Origin of the sequence: Amycolatopsis sp. lyj-346, assembly GCF_046548975.1 — a bacterium.
Taxonomy (GTDB): domain Bacteria; phylum Actinomycetota; class Actinomycetes; order Mycobacteriales; family Pseudonocardiaceae; genus Amycolatopsis.
In genome coordinates, this window is the sequence record NZ_JAJPWT010000008.1 from 385,648 (window position 1) to 405,663 (window position 20,016).

Below are 20,016 nucleotides of genomic sequence, written 5' to 3' on the forward strand. Positions count from 1 at the left end.
TGGTTAGCGTCGGGTTCCCGGGCAGCACCGTGCGGCCGGGGACGGCGGCGGACGAGCGGGTGGGGAATGGCGAAAGATGCGGGCACACGCCGCCTCGGCCTGACCGATACGGCGCAGGGTGTCGTCGGCGACGCGCACCCGGGTGACCCGGCCGGGAACGATCGCGACGTCCTGCGGGCCTCGTTGATCGAAAGCCATCTGGAGCGCGTGATCGACCGCGGGCTGGACAGCCGGGAGATCAGCGCGTCGCTCCGCCGTGGCGGGATCTCCCGCGATGCGGTCCGGGAGATGGCGTTGACGTCGCAGGAGGACATCCTCGGGCCCGCCGAGCCCGTGCTGGCGCGGCTGGTGGAGGCGCATGCGGCCGGAGCCGACGAGGTGAAGGCAGCCCTGCCGGTCGAATCAGCCGGTGACTTCGCCGTAGCGGCGCTTCGCGAGGCGGCCCGATACCCGGTCGCCTGTGCCTTCGCGGTTTTCGTGTTGCTTTCCGTGATCGTGAGTCAGGTGGCGCAGACCTGGTCAGAGGACGCCAAAGGTCTGATCGCGATGATCAGCATCGCGCTCTCGGTGGGCTCGTATTTCGGGGCGAAAGCCCTGGATCGAGGGATCGGATCCGCGACTCGCCGCAGGCACGAAGCCGACACGGCGCGGTTGTTGGGCGTCTGGGAGCAGGTATTGCTCGACGACGGCGTCTTGCCGGTGCTTCGCGGCGTGGTCAACGGCTTGCTGCCTCCGCCGTTGCGGGTCGTTCTCGACGTCGCACACGCGCCGGATCTGGCCCGGCCCGCCGACGCGACGAAAACCGTGTCGACCAGTTCGATCCGCCGGTTCCAGGCGGTGGCCCGGCGGATGAGCGGCGGCGCCATCGGGATCGCGGGGCCGCGGGGTGTCGGCAAGAGCACCTTGATCACGCACGAGGTCGCCAACGACCCCGCGCCGGTCAAGCTCGTGGTCAGCGCCCCGGTGCAATACCAGGCGCGAGACTTCGTCCTGCACCTCTACGCCGGCCTCTGCGGCGCGGTCATCGATCTCGTCCGCCCGGCGGCGACGATGGCGGCCCTGCGAGCTTCGAGGCGGCGAGTCGCCGCCTCGGCCGCCGTGCTCGCCCTGGTCGCGGCGATGGGAGCAGCACTCGCCTCGTGGGCACGGCCGGGCGCCATCACGTCGCCGGACACACTCACCGATGCCTTCCGCACCGATCAGGTCGCGACGATCACCACCGTGTCCGCCGCGTTCGTCACGGCAGCCGCGTTGGTCACGATCGCCGTGCGGGTTGCCAGGCTGCGGTGGACGAGGAGGCGGCTGCTGAGCAGCGTCGGCCACGCGCAACTGCTGACTGCGGTCGGGCTGCCCGCCCGCGAGCGCCTGGCTCGGATCCGGCTCTTGCAGACCACGACCACAGGGTGGTCCGGCAAGCTCTCGCTGCCGGCGAGCACCGAGGCAGGATGGACCCGGACGGTCCAGTCGTCCGAGCGCGCCCTGACCTATCCGGAGATCGTCGCCGAGCTGCGGGAGTTCCTCGCGTCCGTGGTATCGGCCTTTCGCCAGGGCGGCGGGCCCGACGGTGTCGTCCTCATCGCGGTCGACGAACTGGACAAGATCGAGTCCGCGGAGCTGGCGCAGCAGTTCCTCAACGAGATCAAAGGCGTATTCGGCGTCGACGGGACCCGGTTCCTGGTGTCGGTGTCCGACGACGCGCTCGCCGCGCACGAACGCCGGGGCACCGCCGTCCGCGACGCGTTCGACAGCGCCTTCGACGAGATCGTCCGGGTGGAGCACCTTGAGCTCGCCGACACCAGGGCGTTGCTACGCAGCCGGGTGATCGGCGTGTCGGAACCGTTCCTCGGTCTGGTCCACTGCCTGTCGGGTGGTCTGGCCCGTGACGTCATCCGCGTCGCCCGCTCGATGATCGCCCTCGGCGACGAGACCGACCCACCCGGACTCGAGGCCGTGTGCGCGGCGCTGGTCACCGAGGACCTCCGGCGCGTGACCCACGGGTTCCAGATCGCTGCCGGCTGGATCCCCGACACTGCGGACACGACCCGCTACCTCCGGGTCGTTCGCTCACTTCGGGTGGACCCGCGGGAACTGCTGCTGGCCGCCCGAGATCTCGAAGCCATCGCCACCGGCACCTCGAGTGCCGAATTGTCGGCTCTCGCCCGGCAGAGTGCGGCGTTTGCCTACCACGAAGCCACTCTGCTCGAACTGTCGGTCGTCGATCCGGAAATCTCCGGCGGAACGGCACCTCTGGAGCCGCTTGCCGATGCTCGCCAGGCGCTGAGAGCGCATCCGCGGCTCGCTATCATCATGATCGACGACTTCCGCTCCGCGCGCGGATTTCCGTTGTTGGTTGCGAGGCCCGCAGAGTAACGCGCGACGACTTCGCGGGCCAGGGATTCTCGCAGTGGGTCGTCCGGTCTCCGGCACCGAAGGATCATCGGAGCCCGCCGGGGAAGGCCCGATCCAGGTAGTCCTTGAACTGCACGGTGACCGAGTGCCGGTCCGACGGCCAGCTGGGCACGGCGATCGTGCGGGACCCGCCTCCGGTGCCCCGGGCCACTTCGGTCACGCGGATCGACGGCGCCGCGTCCGGCCGGGCGGGCAGGTAGGCGTCCACGCCGGTCAGGAACGGCAGCGTGCCGAACGGCGGCAGCGCGGTTTCGAGCGCGGAAACGCGGTCGCAGCCGTCGTCGAAGGCGAAGGCGGCGAGGACCTGGCGGACCCGGGGCGCGATCGCCGGGCCGAGGACGTTGACCCCGTTGAACTCCAGGCGGTCGTTGCCGGTCTGGTCGCTCCACCACTCGCGGCCGCGCAGGACCGTGACGGCGGTGTGGGTGGGACACCGGTCGACGTGGTCGCCGATGCCGCCCGGCGGGGAAACCTGCAGCCGCAGGAACCGGTCGCTGCGCTCGAACGGCTCGAAGTAGAAGTGGAGGGCCGGCTGGCCGTCCCGCAGCAGCACCAGTTCGTAGCGGGCGCGGCCGTCGACCCGCAGCGGGCCGAACGAGCCGTCCGGCCCGGTCCGGACGTCGTGGGCGGGGACGGCGCGCCGCGCACCGGTGCGGTCGTCGAGCGGCCAGACCTGCAGCCGGCCCGCCACCCCGGTGTTCTGCGGGAAGAACGTCGCGCGGCCCGCGATCTCGACGCGGCCGGGCGGTTCGGGGGTCACGGCGGTGGTGAGCGGGGGAGTGCCGCGGAGGAACCGGTGGATGTACGGGAAGCTCTCGGCCGACGTGGCGGTCTCGGTGTGGCCCAGGTGGGGCAGGCGGACGTTGGCCGCGCCACCGATGCTGCCCTGGGGCTGCAGGCTGCCCCACAGCGCGAGGGCCGGGACGCCACCGGGCAGGGCGGCGCTGGAGCGGCCGTCGACGTTGACGTACCGGCGCACCAGCGCCGCCCGCGCCGGGGTGGCCAGGAAGGCGTGCATGACCGTCGTGCCGCGGGAATGCGCGATCACGTCCACAGTGGACGCGCCGGTGCGGGCCCGGACGCCGGCGATGAACGCGTCCAGGCCGGTGAGGGCCTGGTCGTTGGTGGCGACACTGGTGTCGTACTCGAAGGAGTGGAGCAAGCGGGCGGGATAACCGTTGGCGGAGAAGCGTTTCGCGGTGGACTGCCACTGGTGCGCGGAACCCTGCTGGCCGTGCACGAAGATGACCGGCGTGCCGCCGCTCACGGCGTCTTCCAGGTTCCGCTTCGCGTCGGCGGGCAGCAGGTATCCGGCGCGGACGTTGGCCACGTCGGCGGCGGTCACCCGGGCGAGGTGGGCGGCCCGGTTCGGGTAGAGCCGCGCGAGGGTCGGCTCGTCGAACGGCTCGTGGGTGCCGAACAGCCGGCAGAACGTCTCGCCGCTGTTGTCGCCGGTGTTCAGCGCGGTCGGCGCCGCGACCTGCGACAGCCGGATACCGCCGGTGGCCAGGCCCAGTTCGTCGCGCTTCTTGGTGACGCCGTCCGCCTCGAAGTCCAGCGGCGGGGCGGTCGGCGGCGGCGCCCCGGTTTCGGTCCACCGCCGCAGGTGCTCGTACGCCGCGGCGGTGACGTGGTGCATCGGGATCCGGCTGAACGGCGGCCGGTCGCAGGCGTACAAGGGCGCTCCGCCGAGATCGCGCTCGGAGATCGGCGCGCGGTAGACCTGCCCCTCGTGGCCCGAGTGCGCCGCGCCCGCGACCTCCCACCGGCGGAACCGGCCGGTGTCCGGCGGCCGTACCGCGCTGCGGACGTCGGTCTCGGACAGGACCTGGAAGACGGGTTCGGCGCCGACGCGGGTGGGCGCGTTGCCGACGATGAACGCGTAGCCGTCGAAGACCGGCCGCAGCTGCGGCAGGACCTTGTCGTAGAGCACGGTCATCCGGGCGGCGGACTGGGAAGCGCCGATGGCCAGCACCGTCCGGGGGCGCAGTCCGCCCAGGACCGTGCCGCCTTCGACCGCGCGGCCCGCCTGGGTGAAGACGTCGTAGGACAGCTCGTCGGCGGGGTGCCGGCCGCCGCCGGTCACGTCGAGGCCGCCGTAGCGGGCCGGGCTCCACGCGCGGAGCTGGTCGACGCCGACCCGCTGGGTCGACACGCCGACCCACGCGTGCCCGGCGCGGATGACCGATTCGGCGTTCCACAGCGCGTCCAGGTCGTACCCGGCCGTGACGTTCTGCCATTCGACCAGCGCGGTGCCGCTGAAGTCGCGGGCGCGGGCCGGCCGCCGCACCACGACACGCGTGGCGTACGGGACGCCGGCGGCGATCTGCGTCCCGTCGGCCGACCAGGCGCCGGCCAGCCCGGAGACGTGGAATTCCTCCTCCACGTAGCCGCGGGCGGCCAGGTCGACCGGGGTGGCGAAGAACGGGTAGGTGTCTTCGATCCGCTCGGCCAGCCGGTCTCCGGGCACGGTACCGGGCAGCGGTCCGGCGACGTGGGGCACGGAACCGGCGGTGGAGCGCGGAACGGGCTGGGCGGACGCGGGCGGAGCGGCGGGAAGGAGCAGGCCGAGGACGGCGGCGAGCAACCCGGCACGACTCCACATCGAGATCGACACGGTGGCTCCCATACCAGCGATGGGGCAGGACTTCGCGAATGTAACGGGCTCGGCACGGTGCGGGCCAGTGCGTGCGGAACGCGTGAGACCGCTGTCTCAGCCGTGCTGCGGCAGCACCGCCCGCGCGGCTCGTTCCACCACTTCGGGATCCGGCGGTGCGGCGCCGAAGAGCTCCGCGTACAGCGCGGACTCGATGATCCGCACGTAGAGGTAGGCCGTCTGGTCGAGCAGGCTGGGCGGCCACGGCAGGCCACGGTGGGTCTCGCGCAGGATTTCCCGTTGCACCGACACGACCCGCCGGTGCACGAGGCCCGAGGTGGTGAACAGCACCCGGGCGGCGGTGTCCGGCTCGCCGCGCAGGAACGCGCGGAACGGCACGGCGGCGTGCAGCCGGTCCACGAACGACCAGGTGACCTCGAGGACACCGTCGGCGCCGCCCTGTTCCCGCCGCTGCCGGGCCCGGGCCAGCTGCCGCTGGGCGAGCCGCCACAGCACCTCGCCCAGCAGGCCGTCCCGGCTGTGCGCCACCCGGTAGAGGGTGGCCCGGCTGATGGCCAGGTGCACCGCCAGCCGGTCCATGTCGATCATGCCGTGCGTCAGGAAGAACCGGCAGGCACCGCGGACGACCTGGTCCCGGCTGACCACCCGCCGGCTGTGCTTCGGGCTCGCCATCGCCACCCCCCACCTCCGCCGGGCACCCGCCCGGCTCGCCCCGGCATCATCGCGCGGCGGCCGCGAAACCCCAACCGGCAAGAGGCCGACGGCCTGCGCCGAGCCGCGCACTCCCTCTGGAGGGGGAGGAAACCCGTTCCGGCGGGGGAAGTACCGCAGGGCCCGGGACGTCAGGGTTGCCGGTATGGATACCACTGATCTCGGCCCGTCCACGAGGATGCGGCTTCCGGTGACGGCGGCTGCCGGGGCGAGCTTCGCGTTGAGCGTGCTGGGTGTGTACTGGCTGGTGTGGGGCGTACCCAATCCGCTGGACCGGCCCGACCGGAAGTTCAGCTCGGCCCTGTCGGCCTACCCGGACGGCTTGGCCAACGGCATCTTCGCCGGCTGCGCCGTCATCGCACTGGCCGGAGCGCTGTGGCTGCTGGCAAGCCGCCGGGCGACGGCCGCGGTGGCCGGTGCGTCCATCGTCGCGTTGCTGGTGCTGATGGACGGCTCCGGCCTGGTCCTCGCCGGCTACCTCCCGGCCATCGTGATCGGTTCGGTCCTGGGTTCCGGCGAGGTGAGCCTGCCGGTCCTGCTGTCCCCGGGCCTGGCGCTGCAGGTGACCCTCCTGCTCACCGTGGCCGCGTTCGGAACGGTCGTCGCCAGGCGGCTGCGCCCCGGGTTCGGCGACACGGGACCGGCGCCGGCCGATCGGGCGCAGCGGCTCGCCCGGGCCGAGGCGCGCACCCGGTTCTGGACGAAGATCGCGATCGAGGCACCGGCGCTCTACGCGCTCACCCGCGTGCTGATGTTCTTCTGCGTGCCGGGGTTCGACATGTTCGGCTTCGGCGAACCGATCCTGTGGGCGGGTCTCGGGCTGGCCGTGTCGGCCGCCGCGGGTGCCTGGCTCACCAGCGGGCTGATCCGGCCCTGGGGCGAGGTGTTCCCCCGCTGGATCCCCGTCTTGCGCGGCAGGCGCGTTCCCATCCGGCTGGCGGTGGTGCCCGGCCTGGTGGTCGCGGTCATGGTGGCGACCACGGCCAAGGACCTCCTGCTGACCTTCGCCACGAGCGACTCGGGCCTCGCCGCGGTGACCGATTGGCCGCTGGTCACCCTGCCGATGCTGCTGTGGCCCTTGTGGGCCTTCGCCTTGGCGATGGCCGCGGCCGGCTACGGCATCCGCCGGCGGCTGACCGAAGCGGAACCGGCAACGGCCGGCCACGGCATCGATCCGGAACGCTGACCTGACGCCGGCCGCGGCGCCTCCCACGCCGCGGCCGCGTCCCCGCAGTTTGGTGGCGTGGACGGCGTCGAGTTCGCCGGCGTAGGAGTCGCGGTAGCGGGCGTGCGTCACCGGGACGGTGAAGTCCTTGTCGCGTGGACGAAGACACTGCCCTTCGAACTACCGGCACGCGATTGTCAGGGAAGGTTTTCACCGGTGGCATTCCGGCAGTCGGTCCAGGATTGCGACGATCCGGCCGAACTGGCCGGCGGTCGCGGCGTGTCCGGCGTGCACGGTGTGGACGTCGAAGCGGTTGCCGGGGGTCAGCCGGTCGGCTTCGGCGATCATGCGGTCCTGCAGGGCGAGGGGGATCATGCGGTCGGCGGTGTGCCGGATGTAGGTCCGCGGGATGCGGCCCCAGGTGTCCGCCCGGACCTGGGAGTTCTCCCGGCCCACGGTCAGCGATTCGTCCGGTTGCAGGGTGGCGAGCACGGCGTGGAACTCGGCGTCGCCGGCGTCGGCCATCAGCGCCTCTTTCAGGTTGGCGAGGATCTCGGTGTCGGCGGTGCGGTAGTTGGCCCGCACCGCGCCGATGACCGCGGGGTCGGCGACCACCAGGGCGGCGACGTTGCCGGCCAGGGTCGTCGAACCCTCCGGGGTGGTCAGGTAGTCCTCCGGGCAGGCCAGGTCCACGCAGCAGAACGCGCTGTCGTAGACGATCCGGTCGATCAGGTGGGGCACCGCGTTGCCGACCCGGTTCAGCGTGGCCCCGCCCATGCTGCCGCCGTAGAGGACGACGGGGCCGAACCCGGCGACGGTGCGGACGGTTTCGATCGCGGCCGCGGTGTAGGCGTCCAGGCCGACACCGGCCATCGGGGACGGCCGGGTCGCCAGGGACGCCGGGTCCTGGGGGCACTGGTAGTCGAGGGCGAACTGGGCGTCGGTGGCGCGGTGTCCCGGCAGGTCCACCCCGACGGTGCGGTGCCCACGCAGCGACAGCGCGTCGATCCCGCCCGGGCTCCCGCTCGCCCCGGTGACGACCACGAACGTCGTCGTGCCGCCCCGGCCGGTTCGGGCCTGCGCGGTGGTGCCGCTTCCGGCGAGTGTGAGCCCGCCGGCTGTCACGCCCAGCGTCGCCGCGCGCAACGCCGTGCGCCTGGAATGCCGTGTGTCCGTCATGACTCCCAGTGCACCGCGCCCGGCCGTCCCGGTGAAAGCGGTGAAGGTGGGTATCCCGGTGCAACGAAAGTTGCCCGCCGGCCCCGGAGCCTACGGGCGGACGTACCGCAGTACCGTCAGGATGAAGATCGTGGTGCCGCCGAACGCGGCGAAGGCGGTGAGGATCGCGAGGGCGACCGGGGTGCCGCCGAGCCAGGACAGCAGCCCGGCGCCGGATCCGGTGATGACGGCCGTGAGCAGGACCATCGCGAGAACGACGCCCCGGTCCTCGCGGTTTCCGCCGCCGGCCGGGTTGGTTTTTGCCATGGTTTCCTCCTGGATCGGTGCGGACCTGACCTGCCGCGTGTCCCGCTCACCACACCGCGTTCGCCGGGTTTTCGTCGATACAGTGGACTGCCTCCCGGCGAACGTCCGAGGTCAGGCGAAGATCTTGCTGTTCGACGACCGCTGGAACGACGGACGGAGACCAGGTGGCCGACGATGCCCCGGCAACGCTGGCCAAGAGCCTGCGGCAGTTGATGCAGGACTCCGGTTGCACGTTCACGCAGATAGAAAAATTTGCCGCAAAGCCGAACCCGGACGTGAAGTTTTCCCGTGGCACGATTTCCGGCTGGCTGGATCCCGGCGATCCGAAGGTCCCCGAGAAGTGGGACACCCTCGAGCTGCTCGTGAAGTACCTCTTGGCGCACGTTCCGGCCGACAGGCGCAGGGGAGAGATCTACGACTCCGGATGGCTGCGGTCGCGCTACGAAGCCGCGAAAAAGGAGCGCGCGCGGGAAGGCCGTGGTGGCCGTCCGCGCAGCCGGAAACCGCGGCCGGCACGACCGAAGCCCAAGGCCTCCACCGCCGGTGCTGCTCAGGACGACGTGCCGCCCCAGCCACCGGGGTACGTGTCACGCGGCGAGCTCCGGCGAATCGTGGCCTCGATCGTCTCCGACGACCCCGAAACGCCGGATCCCGATGGTCACGCCAGGCCGGTCGGCCTGCACGGACCGGGCGGCACCGGCAAGTCCGTGCTCGCCGCGGCCGCCACCCGCGACGAGGAGGTGCGCTGCCGGTTTCCCGGCGGCGTCAGCTGGATTCCGCTGGGGGAGGGCGCCGACCTGCTGGCCGCCCAGCTGCGCCTGCTGCGGCGGCTCGGTTCCTCCGGTGCGGCCCCGCGCACGACGAAGGAGGCCACCGCCCGGCTGCGCCGGATGCTGGCCCGCCGGCAGGTCCTGCTCGTCGTGGACGACGTGTGGTCGGCCGCCGACGCCGAGGCGCTGGGGGTGACCGGAGCCGGCAGCCGCGTGCTCTACACCTGCCGCGATCCGGCGGTGCTGACGACGGTCGGCCCCCTGCTGCACCGGGTCGGCGACCTGTCGCTGCCCACCGCGAAGCAGCTGGTGGCCGCGGTTGCCGGGGTGGACGTGCGCGAACTTCCCGGGATCGTCGACCGGGTCTGCGTGCAGCTCGGTGGTGTCGCGCTGGCGATCGCACTGGTCGCCGCCGCGGCCCGGGACGGCATGCCGTGGGAGCGGATCGCCGACGACCTCGAGAACGGCTCCCGCGAGTACGACGAGCACCCCGCCGCGAACGCCTTCAAGGCCATGCAGGTCGCCACCGGCCGGCTCCCGGCACCGGCGAGGCACACGCTGCTCAGCTTGGCCGTGTTCCCCGCGGACACGCGAGTGCCGATCGAGGTCGTCTGCCGGTTCTGGGCCCACCTGTTCGGCAAGGACGACGCCGGGTGCCGGCGCGAGCTGGCTCGGCTGGCCGGCGCGAACCTGCTGCAGCTGGACGGCGGCGCCGACGTCATCGCCTTCCACGACCTGCAGCACGACTACCTGGCGCTGCACGTCGCGCCGCCGATCGCCGACCTGCACGTCCACCTCCTCGACGCCTACGAGCCGTCGCCGCCGCCGACCGGCTCGCCGCGGTGGTGGCGCTTGCCCGCCGACGAGCCCTACCTCGGCGACCACCTCGTCCACCACCTGCGCGGCGCCGGAGACGGCATCACGCTGGCGGCCACGGTCACCGATCCGGCGTACCTCGTCAGCCGGATCGCGGCGGCCGGACCGCACCGCGCCGAAGCGGATCTCGCCACCGCGGCGGACGTCCTCGGGACCGATCCGGCCGTCGCCTGGTGGCAGGGGTGGATCCGGCGGCACGCGCACTGGCTCGACCCGCAGGGCCCCGAAGACGGTCACGGCGTCGTCGCGACGGCCTGCGCCTGGCTGGCCGCGGATCCCGGGCGGCTCGGCCACGGGATCGACGCCGAGCGGCTCGCGCCCCTGCTGCCCGGGCGGTACCTGCGGGTCCGGTGGGGGCTGAACAGCCCGGGAACCGCGCTCACCCGGGTTCTGCGCGGGCCCGCGGGGCCGGTGCGGGACGTGGCGTGGTCGCCGGACGGCGCCTTGATCGCCGCCGCCGGTGACGACGGCGCGGTGCGGGTGTGGGAGCCGTTGTCCGGACGGTTGCTGCTGACTCTCCACGGCGGCACGGAGGGGGTGGAGAAACTGGGGTGGTCACCCGGCGGCACGTTCCTCGCCGCCGGAAGCCGTGACGGTGTTCTGCGGGTCTGGGACACGACCGAGCGCCAGGAGGTCGCCGTGCTCACCGGCCACACCGGTCCCGTGGGTGCGCTCGCGTGGTCGCCGGACGGCCGCCGGCTGGCCAGTGCCGGCGAAGACGGCACGGCCCGGATCTGGGAGCCGGGGACCGGCCGGTCGTCCGCGGTGCTTCCGCTGTTCAACCGGCGGCTCCGAGCGGATTCGTGGAACTGGCGCCGTCAGGTGGCCTGGTCGCCGGACGGTCGCCGGCTGGCCGTCACCACCTCCGGTCGTACCGCGGTGATCTGGGATCCGGCGACCGGCGGCACCCGGCCCCTGACCGCCACGTTCGGCATGCAGACGATCGCCTGGTCACCCGATGGCCGCCGGGTTGCCGCCAGCAACGACGCGAAGTCGAGGGTGTTCGACGCCGCCGACGGAAAGCTGCTCATGACCCTCGCCGCGGCCGGAAAACCGGGCGTGGTGAACTCGACGGTCTGGTCGCCCGACGGGACCCGGCTGGCGACGGGGGGAGACGACGGGAGCGTCCGGCTGTGGGACGCCACCACCGGGAAGATGATCGCGTCACAGGCCCATCGAGCATGGTGCCACGACCTTGCCTGGTCGCCGGACGGTCGTTGGCTCGCCTACGTGTATTCGGACGAGGCAGGAGTGTGGGAGGTGGCGGGAACCACCACCGCCCCGCTCGGCGGCCACACCGGGTCGATCAACGCCGTGGCCTGGTCCCCGGACGGCTCCCTCCTGGCCACCGCCGGCCGGGACGGCACGGCCCGCGTGTGGGATCCGGGGGCCGGTCGCGACGGCGTCCCGCCCACCGGCGAAACCGGCGTTGGATATCGCACGGTGGCGTGGTCAGCCGACCACAGCCGCCTGGCGACGACCGGCTATGACGGTCAGGTCCGGATCTGGCACGCCGACGGGCGGCACGAGGCCACGGTGAAACCTCCCCGCGGCCGCCCTGTTTACGCCATCGCGTGGCACCCGGCCCTGAACCTGCTGGCCACCGTCGGCGTTGACGGCGCCGTCCGGATCTCGGATGCGGACACCGGTTCGACGGTGCGCACTCTGCGCCGCGGTTTCACCAACGCGATGAAGTACGGTGCGGCCATCGCGTGGTCTCCCGATGGGCGATCCGTCGCCGCGGCCTGCGGCGAAAAGGCTTTCTTGCTGAGCGCGGTGGGCCAGTCCCGGCTTGGCCGCCGCGGTCGTTCCCTCACCCGGCGCCCGCACGAGCAGGACTGGGTCACCGCCCTCGCGTGGTCGCCCGACGGCACGCTGGTCGCGGTCAACCGCCGCAGCGCCGTGACGATCTGGGACGGCACCACGAACCAGGTCGCCGTCACGCTCACCGAAGACCGCTTCTACGACAGTCCGATGGCCTGGTCTCCGGACGGGAAATCGCTGGCCGTGGCGACCGAGGAAGGGACGGTCCGGTTCTGGACCGCGGGTGCCCGGCAGGCCGGGCGCGGGCCCGGCCACGCCGGCCGCATCAACAAGATCGCCTGGTCCCCGGACAGCCGGTCGCTGGCCAGCGCGGGTGCCGACGGCACCGCCCGGACCTGGGACGGCCCGGCCGGCGTGTCCTCCGTGCGGTACGAAACGGACGGTACGGCGGCCGTCACCGTGTCGTGGTCGCCCGACGGCACCCTGCTCGCCATCGGGGAGGACGACGGGCGGATCACGGTCTGCGACCCCGCCCGCGGCACGCCTGCGACACGCATCGCGCTCGAACCCCACACGGACCTGTCCTGGACCTCCGGCGGGCTCGCCATCGTGACCGCGTTCGGTCCGGCCGTCCTGGAAGTGGTGAACTGACCGGGCCGCCTGGGGTCGCCGCCGAGCGTATGTCCACTCAGGACAGCGGAGGGGCCGGGGATTCCCGGCCCCTCCGGCGATCGGAGCGAGTTCTACTCCGGTAGCCGTCCGCGGGCGTAGTCGTAGGACTGCAGCAGCACCCGCCACACCACCTCGATCTCGTCGCGGTCGCGCGGGCCGTACACGAGCTGGGTGTTCTGGATCGGGTGCGGCACGCCCCAGCCCGCCTCCGTGACGATCTTCTTCAGCGTCGACGGCAGGGTCATGTGCAGGCTGCCGTCCTGCTGGGGGTGCAGGTGGGCGAACTCGCGGCTGTTCTTGATGAACGCGTCGGCGGGGCCGGTGCCGAACTCCGGGGCCAGGTGGATCGCCCTGGCCTCCGGGTACGGCACGTGCGTCGGCGCGACGTACACCCCCGCCAGCGAGCGCATCCGCTGCCACAGCTCCTCCTGCAGCGTCGTCGGCGCGATCTGGTTGAGCTGGCCGTGCGGGACCGGGCCGCGGGTGCGCGGGGCCGGGCCCGGGCGGTCGGGAATCTCGAACATCGGTTACCTCCGGAAGTACTCAGACCGGCTGGACCCGCTGGTAGCGCCGGCCGTGGTAGACGAGGGGGTCGCCGGACCGGGTGCGCACCGCGCACACCTCGCCCAGCAGCAGGCCGTGGTCGCCCGCGTCGACGGTGTCGCGGCGGCGGCATTCGACGGTCGCCAGCGCCTCCGGGTGCAGCAGCGTGCCGTGCTCGCCCGGTTCGAAGCCGGTGCCGCCGAACCGGTCGGCGCCCGGCGTCGCGAACAACGCCGCCAGCTCGGCCTGCTCCGCCGTCAGCACGTTGACGCCGAAGTGCGTGCAGCGCGAGAACACGCCGTACGAACCCGACGTCTTCGCCTGGCAGACCAGCAACAGAGGCGGGTGCATCGACACCGACGTCACCGACGTCGCGGCGTACCCGCGTGGCGTGCCGTCGTCGGCGAACGTGGTCACCACGCACACGCCGCCGGCCAGCGCGGCCATCGCGTCCTTGAACTCGTCGAGCAGCGCCGCGGTCATCGGACGGCCCCCACGGCAGCCGGCGTCAGCCACTCGCCGTCGGCGGCACCGAAGCCGCCGGTGCGGGAGAACACCGTGCGCCCACACCGGATCGTGCGCTCGACGCGGCCGGTGAACAGCCAGCCCGCGTACGCCGTCCAGCCGCACTTCGACTGGACGTCGCCGGGGCCGAACGACCAATTCCGCGCCGCGTCGAACAGCACCAGGTCGGCGTCCAGGCCGGGAGCGATCGCCCCCTTGCGGCCGGCGATCCCGAACAGACGGGCGGGCTCGGCGGCCATGAGCCGGGTGACGATCGGCAGCAGCTCGTCCGGGGTCGCGTCCGGCACCCGGCGGCGCAGCCCCGTGTAGAGCGCCGGGAACAGTTCCTGCACCCCCGGCAGCCCGGGCGGGGCGTCCGGCGCGTCCAGGGTCTTGTCCTCGAACGCGTGCGGGGCGTGGTCACTGCCCACAGTGGACACTTCGCCGCGCAGCACCGCGTCCCAGAGCCGGTCCTGGTCGGCCTGCTCGCGGATGGCCGGGCTGAGCCGGATCCGGGCGCCGTAGCGGGCGGTGTCGGCCGCGGTGAACGACAGGTGGTGCGCGGTGACCTCCCAGGTCACCGGCAGCCCGGTCGCGCCGGCCGCGGTGAGCAGGTCCGCCTCCTCGCGGCTGGACACGTGCAGCACGTGGGCCGCGGTGCCGTGCCGCCGGGCCAGCTCGATCAGCTTGGCCACCGCGACGATCCCGCCCGAGCGCGGCCGGAACCGCTCGTAGTCTTGGTACCTCGCGGGCTCGCCCTGCCACTGGTCCAGCAGCCGGAAGACGGCGTCGTCCTCGGCGTGGAACAGCAGCCGCAGCCCCTTGCGCTTCGCGACGGCGAACAGCTCGTCGAGCCGTGCCGGGTCGCGCAGCACGTGCGGCGCCGTGTGGTGCCCGGTCAGGAACGCCTTCGCGGTCATCGCCTCGGCCGGCTCGAACGCCGCCAGCGCCGGCACGTCCTCCGGGTCGACCCCGGCGTGGAAGCGGTAGTCGACCAGGCTGGTCCCGCGGATCTCGGCGTCCTTGGCGCGGGCGTCGTCCGGGGTGAACGTCGCCGGGCGCGTGTTCGGCATGTCGAACACCGTGGTGACGCCGCCGGCCACCGCGGCGCGCGAGGCGTGCGCCCAGTCCTCCTTGTGCGTCAGGCCCGGTGTGCGGAAGTGCACGTGGGAGTCGATCAGGCCGGGCAGCACGTGCCGCCCGGTCGCGTCGATCTCCTCGGTCCCGGACACGCCGCTCCCGGCGGGGAGCACGTCGGCGATCTTCCCGCCGGTGACGGCGACGTCGGCGACGCGGACGCCGTCGGGTCCGGTCACCCGGCCGCCCCGCACGACGAGGTCGTAGTCCTTCACGCGGCCCATGGCATGCTCACCAGCTCTCGGCTCAGATCGTTGGTCGGGCCCATCAGCGCGACGGCGCGGGCATCGCGGGCCATCCGGTTGATCGGGTGCGTCACCACGTACCCGGTGCTGCCGAGCAGCCGGGCGACCGCCGCGACGACGTCCTCGGCCACCTGGGAGGCGTGGATCTTGCTGTGCAGCGTCACCTCGCCGGGGTCATCGCCGTCGCGGCGGCCGGCCCGTTCGACGAGCGCGCGGGCGGACTCCACCTGCCCGCGCAGGTCCACCAGCCGGTGCCGGACGGCCTGCAGGCCCAGCAGGGACTTCCGCTGCGCCGCCTGGAAACCGACGTCCCAGGCGGCTTCGGCGATGCCGACGGACACCGCGCCGAGCGTCGCGCCGGACTGCCGGACGCCGGCGATGATCGTGCTCGCGGCGTCGCGGGGCCCGAGCAGCGCCTCCGGCCCGAGCCGGCAGTCCTTCAGCTCGACGAACCCGGTCGCCGAGGCCCGCATGCCGACCAGGTCCAGGCTGAGGTCCGGCTCGATGCCCGGATTGGCCGCGGGGATCAGGAAGAAGCTCTGCCCGGCGGAGCCGTACGCCGAGTCGTCGTCCTCGGCCACCGGGGTGGTCTGCGCGAGCACCAGGTAGACGTCGGTGACGCCGGCGCCGGTGGTGAACGCCTTGCCGCCGCTGACCGTCCAGCCGCCGCCGGGCAGCTCGTCGGCCACGGTGGCCAGGTTCTTCTTCGCCGCGCCCGCCCCGGACTCGCTCCACGCCGAGGCGGCCAGCCACGCACCGGAGGCCAGCTTCGGCAGCAGTTCGGCGCGCTGCGCGTCGCTGCCCCATTCGGCGATCCGGCTGCACACGGCCAGGTGCTGGAACGCGATGATCGCGGTCGACGGGTCGTGCCGGGCGATCCGCGCGATCATCCGGTTGGCTTCCAGGGAGCCGGCCCCGGCGCCGCCGTAGCGGCGGGGGACGACCAGGCCGGGCAGCGGCGAGTTCCGCAGCGCGGCCAGCACCTCGGGCGCCGGACGGCCGGCCTCGTCGGCCGCGGCGGCGTGCTGGTCGAGCACGTCGATCAGCTCGTCGACGCCGAGTCGCGCGGGCGCGGTCAGATCGACAGCAGGCACGGGTCCTCCTTCAGGACGTGGGGCTCGATCGAGTCGATGGACACGGTGCCGGTGAACGACACCGCCTTCTCCGGGACGCTGACCCAGGCCAGCTCGCTGTCGCGGTCGTGGCCGGTCACCGCCGCGGCGGCGGTGGTGCAGCCGCCCGCGGTGCGGATCCGCAGCGGCGCGGTGCGCCGGGTCTCGCCACCGGCGAGGTGGAACGGGATCGTGCCGCGGATCCGGCGGGCCGCGCCGAGGCAGACGGCGCCGGTCAGCGCGATCGTCGGGTGCCACGACGGCACGGACACCGCGCGCACCGCGAGGCCGTCCTCGCCGTCCGGCAGCACCGCGGCCACCTTCGGGAACGCGCCGCCGACGGGGTAGCCGTACTGCCGCGCGGCCGAGCGGCGGATCGCGCTCATCGTGCGGAACAGCGGCTCCCCGGCGGCGAAGAGCTGCTCCGGGGTGTCGACGCCGAGGTCGTGGCCGGACAGGAACAGGTACGGGTTCCCGACCGAGACCGCGCTGACCCGGATCAGGCCGTCCTCGTACGGCAGGTTCGTGGTCGGCTCGCCGAACGGCAGCAGCTCGCCCAGCGGCACCGCGGGGTGGTTGAGGAAGTGCGCGGTGAACGTCGTCCGGTCGCGGACGCACTCGTCGACCTCGCACACGACGTGGTCTTCGGTGTTCAGCACGCGCACGCGGGTGCGCAGCCCCGGGGCCGGCCGCGGCAGCCAGCCGAGCCTGCCGGCCACCACGACCGACGAGAGCACCGAGTGCCCGCAGCTGCCGCGGAAGTCGAACCGTACCGGGTCACCGGGGAGCACCTGCACGAACCGGTAGTCGAGGTCGAACAGCGGGTGTTCGGAGACCGACACCAGCGCGATCTTCGTGACCGCGGCCAGTCCGTGGGCGGCGAGCCAGGCGACGCCGTCGGCGAGGGCCTCGGAGAGCGCTTCCTCCGACGACGGCAGCTGTTCGGCCGGCAGCACCAGCGTGGAGCTCGGGCTGCCGTGTGCGTGAGCGATGTGGGCGATCATCAGGCCGCCCTCCTTTCCCCGGCGCTGCCGCGGCTGAGCTGCTCGCACCAGATCCGGTGGATGAGCAGGGCCCAGATGGCCAGCGCCGATTCGTCGTTGGGCCGGGCGGCCTGTGCGTCGAACAGGCCGGCGACCGCCTTCGGGTCCAGCTGCCCGCCGCGGGCGAGCGACGGGCCGGACAGCACGTCGCGGGCGTAGGCGTGCAGCGGCTGCCCGGCCGCGAGCATGGCGGTGATCGGCAGGGTGAACGGCTGCTTCGGCCGGTCCAGCACCGAATCCGGGACGAGGCCGCGGGCGGCCGCGTAGAGCGCGCGCTTGACCTCCCGGCCGCGCACCCGGTGCTCGGTGGGCAGCCGGCGCGCCAGCCGGGTCACCGACCGCTGGCAGAACGGCAGCCGCACCTCGACCGCGTGCGCCATGCTCAGGTGATCGACCCGGCGCAGGTGGTAGGCGGGCAGCCGTTCGTCCACTTCGAACTCGGTGATCGCGGCCAGCCGGTCACCGCCCGCACCCCGCAGCCGCCGCTGGATCCGCTCCGCCTCGGTTCCCTTCTGCCGCAGCAGCTCCCGGTAGTCGTCGGAGTAGAGCCGGTTCCGCAGCGCGGCGGGCACGGCCGCCAGTGCTTCGACGTACCCGTTCGGCCAGTCCTCGGTGCCGAGCAGCGCGTCGCGGATCCGGCCGTAGCCGCCGAAGATCTCGTCCGCCGCGTCGCCCGAGAGCGTCACCTTGAACCCGGCGTCGTGCACGCCCTGGAACAGCAGGTAGGTGCTGAGCGTGATCGGGTCGGCGTTCGGCTGGCCCAGGTGCCACACGACCTCGCCGAGCAGGTCCGGGAAGGTCGCCGGATCCGCCTCGATCTGGTGGTAGGTCGCGCCGCAGCGGGCGGCGACTTCGCGGGCGTACTTCTTTTCGTCGAACGGCCAGTCACCGGTGTAGGCGATGTTGAACGCGTGCACGTGCGGCACCTTCTCCGCCAGCAGCGCCGTCACCAGGCTCGAGTCCAGGCCGCCGCTGGTGATCGTGGAGATCGGCACGTCGGCCAGCGCCAGCCGGCGGGTTTCGGTGCGCAGCGTCTCGCGCACCCGCGTCCCGGCCGTCTCCAGGCTGCCGCCCTCGCCGGCCGGGCACGCGCTTTCCGCGCGCCGCGAGATCTTCAGCCCGCCCGAGCGCGTGTAGACGGCGGTGACCGCCCGCGGCAGCACCCGGACCCGCTCGAACATCGTCCGCTCGCCGAACGGCGTCTTGGTGGTCAGGTAGCTGTCGAGGCCCTCCTCCCACTGCTCCCACTGCACGCCGGGAACGCTCAGCAGCGCGGGCAGCTCCGAGGAGAAGTACAGCTCCCGCTTCGCCGGGTTCTCGTGGTAGTACAACGGTTTCATACCCGCGTCGTCGGTCGCGAGCACCAGCTTCGGCTCGGCACGCAGGTCGAGCACCGCGATGGCGTACATCCCGTCGAGGTGGTCGACGAAGTCGAGACCGTACTTGTGGTACAGCGCGGGCAGCACGTTGCCGTCGCAGTGGTCGTGGAAGACGTACCCCGCCGCGTGCAGCTTGCAGCGCAGCTCGGCGTGGTTGTAGATCTCGCCGTTGAAGACGACCTTGATGTCGCGGCCGAGCCGGTAGGGCTGCTCGCCGCCGTCGAGGTCCATGATGGCCAGCCGGTTGTTGCCCAGTGCCCAGCCGTCACCGGCCGCGCTGAAGCGGGCATCCGGGCCGCCGTGCCGCTGCAGTGCCGAGACCGTGCGCAGGTGGTGGTGCGCCAGGTGTCCGCCCAAGTGTCCGTAGATCCGGCACATGACGACTACTTCACCTCCGCGGAAACGCCCGCACGGGCGTAGAGGACGGGGTCGAACGGGGTGGGGCCGCCACAGGTGGCGAACCGCCGCGTGGCCGACTCCGGGTTGCGCGTGCCGTGCGGCACGCCGGGCGCGGCGAACAGGACGTCGCCGGGGGAGACGTCGTGCCAGCGGTCGATCAGGTACATCTGGCCATCGCCTTCGAAGGCGATGAAGGCCTCTTCGCTGTCCGGGTGCTGGTGGACGTTGAAGGTCTGGCCGGGCTCCTGGATCCCGCAGTGCAGGCACAGCCGCGCGCTGCCGGTGCCGGGCCAGAACAGGAAGTTCATCACGGCGGTGCGCTCGTCGGCGGCCACCTCACCGGTGCCGCTGAAGCCGTGCAGCTGCGTTTCGGTGTTCCACAGCTCGTTTTCCAGCCGTGGTGCGGTGCCGGCGGGCTCGCCGCCCTCCAGGCGCGTCCGCCAGACGTACGCGGTCAGGCCGTCTTCGCCGGCTTCGAGCTCGAGGGTCCGCCCGGTCGGCGAGTGCAGCGCGGACCCGCGCGTGACCTCGGTGCGGTGCCCGGTGACGTCGCCGTGGCCGGAGCCGGCGAAGACGACGGCGACGTTCTCCTCCTCCAGCGCCCAGCCGAGCCGCCAGGCCTTGCCGGGGGCGACTTCGACGACGAGCAGGGTCACCTTGCGCGCTCCCATGGCCGGGCCGACCGGTTCCGCGACCCGGCCCCAGTCGAACGGGGAGAAGACGAAGTCCGCCGCGCGGACGATCGTTCCTTGAATCTGGTCGGTGAGCATCCCCAGGTTCCAATCAGGTTGCCGATGATTGCCGTTTCGGTGGGAAGCAGAAATGATCAGTTTCATCGCGGATCCCGCGGTTCGCTTCCAAAGGCGACCGTACTAGAAGCGCGCCGGATGTCGCAAAGCCCTAAATCGGCCGCGGAATGGGTATCTAATGGAGTAGTGATATGGAACGAATCGATTCAGTTCATTTCCGGTACCGCCGAATGTCGGAACGCTCTTATCCTCCGATGTTCGCAAAGATGCCCGGAAAGACGACGTCGCCGTCCGTTGTGAAGATTGTCACGATTGAACCGCTTTGTTTTGGGTACTCAGCTGCGATGCAGTGGGGAGCAAAGGGGGTTCAATGGCAATGATCCGGCACGGCGGGATGGGTTGCAAGATCCGGTCGCCCGATCGGGCAATGAAATGA

14 protein-coding genes are annotated in these 20,016 nt (G+C 72.5%); 3 read left to right on the forward strand and 11 right to left on the reverse strand.

The window, feature by feature from the left end:
• Positions 1–66 precede the first annotated feature (66 nt).
• Positions 67–2,370: a hypothetical protein gene (locus tag ACLJQE_RS24785; protein ID WP_410641727.1), complete on the forward strand. Its 2,304-nt coding sequence runs from the start codon at positions 67–69 to the stop codon at positions 2,368–2,370.
• A 64-nt stretch (positions 2,371–2,434) separates the two neighbouring features.
• Here ACLJQE_RS24785 and ACLJQE_RS24790 read toward each other — a convergent pair whose 3' ends face one another.
• Both ACLJQE_RS24790 and ACLJQE_RS24795 read right to left on the reverse strand, forming a co-directional pair.
• A complete protein-coding gene (locus tag ACLJQE_RS24790) occupies positions 2,435–5,038 on the reverse strand; it encodes an alpha/beta hydrolase domain-containing protein (protein ID WP_410641728.1) in 2,604 nt (867 codons plus the stop codon).
• A gap of 84 nt (positions 5,039–5,122) precedes the next feature.
• Entirely contained in the window at positions 5,123–5,698 is a 576-nt protein-coding gene (locus tag ACLJQE_RS24795; protein WP_410641729.1) for a QsdR family transcriptional regulator, read from the reverse strand.
• Positions 5,699–5,882: 184 nt separating this feature from the next.
• Between ACLJQE_RS24795 and ACLJQE_RS24800 the strand changes: the two genes are divergently transcribed.
• The gene (locus ACLJQE_RS24800; RefSeq protein ID WP_410641730.1) at positions 5,883–6,923 is read left to right on the forward strand and encodes a hypothetical protein; all 1,041 of its coding nucleotides are present in this window, start codon (positions 5,883–5,885) and stop codon (positions 6,921–6,923) included.
• A gap of 189 nt (positions 6,924–7,112) precedes the next feature.
• Here the strand turns inward: ACLJQE_RS24800 and ACLJQE_RS24805 are convergent, their stop codons facing one another.
• On the reverse strand, positions 7,113–8,081 hold the full coding sequence (locus ACLJQE_RS24805; protein WP_410641731.1) for an alpha/beta fold hydrolase: 969 nt from the start codon (positions 8,079–8,081) through the stop codon (positions 7,113–7,115).
• Between the two features lie 90 nt (positions 8,082–8,171).
• Positions 8,172–8,387 (reverse strand): hypothetical protein, encoded by a 216-nt coding sequence (locus ACLJQE_RS24810; protein ID WP_410641732.1) that lies wholly within the window; start codon positions 8,385–8,387, stop codon positions 8,172–8,174.
• A gap of 164 nt (positions 8,388–8,551) precedes the next feature.
• Between ACLJQE_RS24810 and ACLJQE_RS24815 the strand changes: the two genes are divergently transcribed.
• Complete coding sequence (locus ACLJQE_RS24815) at positions 8,552–12,448, forward strand: NB-ARC domain-containing protein (RefSeq protein WP_410641733.1); 3,897 nt, start codon at positions 8,552–8,554, stop codon at positions 12,446–12,448.
• A gap of 92 nt (positions 12,449–12,540) precedes the next feature.
• Here ACLJQE_RS24815 and ACLJQE_RS24820 read toward each other — a convergent pair whose 3' ends face one another.
• Genes ACLJQE_RS24820 through ACLJQE_RS24850 form a run of 7 tightly spaced genes read right to left on the reverse strand, consistent with a single transcriptional unit; the run spans position 12,541 to position 19,601 of the window.
• Positions 12,541–12,993, reverse strand: a complete 453-nt coding sequence (locus tag ACLJQE_RS24820) for a luciferase family protein (RefSeq protein WP_410641734.1) — start codon at positions 12,991–12,993, stop codon at positions 12,541–12,543.
• A gap of 19 nt (positions 12,994–13,012) precedes the next feature.
• The gene (locus tag ACLJQE_RS24825) at positions 13,013–13,495 is read right to left on the reverse strand and encodes a flavin reductase family protein (RefSeq protein ID WP_410641735.1); all 483 of its coding nucleotides are present in this window, start codon (positions 13,493–13,495) and stop codon (positions 13,013–13,015) included.
• Positions 13,492–14,868, reverse strand: a complete 1,377-nt coding sequence (locus ACLJQE_RS24830; protein ID WP_410641736.1) for a dihydroorotase — start codon at positions 14,866–14,868, stop codon at positions 13,492–13,494. Before ACLJQE_RS24830 ends, ACLJQE_RS24825 begins: the two co-directional genes overlap by 4 nt.
• On the reverse strand, positions 14,865–15,992 hold the full coding sequence (locus ACLJQE_RS24835) for an acyl-CoA dehydrogenase family protein (protein ID WP_410641737.1): 1,128 nt from the start codon (positions 15,990–15,992) through the stop codon (positions 14,865–14,867). Before ACLJQE_RS24835 ends, ACLJQE_RS24830 begins: the two co-directional genes overlap by 4 nt.
• Positions 15,974–17,014: a PrpF domain-containing protein gene (locus tag ACLJQE_RS24840; protein WP_410641738.1), complete on the reverse strand. Its 1,041-nt coding sequence runs from the start codon at positions 17,012–17,014 to the stop codon at positions 15,974–15,976. The genes ACLJQE_RS24835 and ACLJQE_RS24840 overlap by 19 nt, the downstream gene beginning before the upstream one ends.
• On the reverse strand, positions 17,014–18,810 hold the full coding sequence (gene asnB / locus ACLJQE_RS24845) for an asparagine synthase (glutamine-hydrolyzing) (protein ID WP_410641739.1): 1,797 nt from the start codon (positions 18,808–18,810) through the stop codon (positions 17,014–17,016). Before asnB ends, ACLJQE_RS24840 begins: the two co-directional genes overlap by 1 nt.
• A gap of 5 nt (positions 18,811–18,815) precedes the next feature.
• A complete protein-coding gene (locus tag ACLJQE_RS24850) occupies positions 18,816–19,601 on the reverse strand; it encodes a cupin domain-containing protein (RefSeq protein ID WP_410641740.1) in 786 nt (261 codons plus the stop codon).
• Positions 19,602–20,016: the final 415 nt, after the last annotated feature.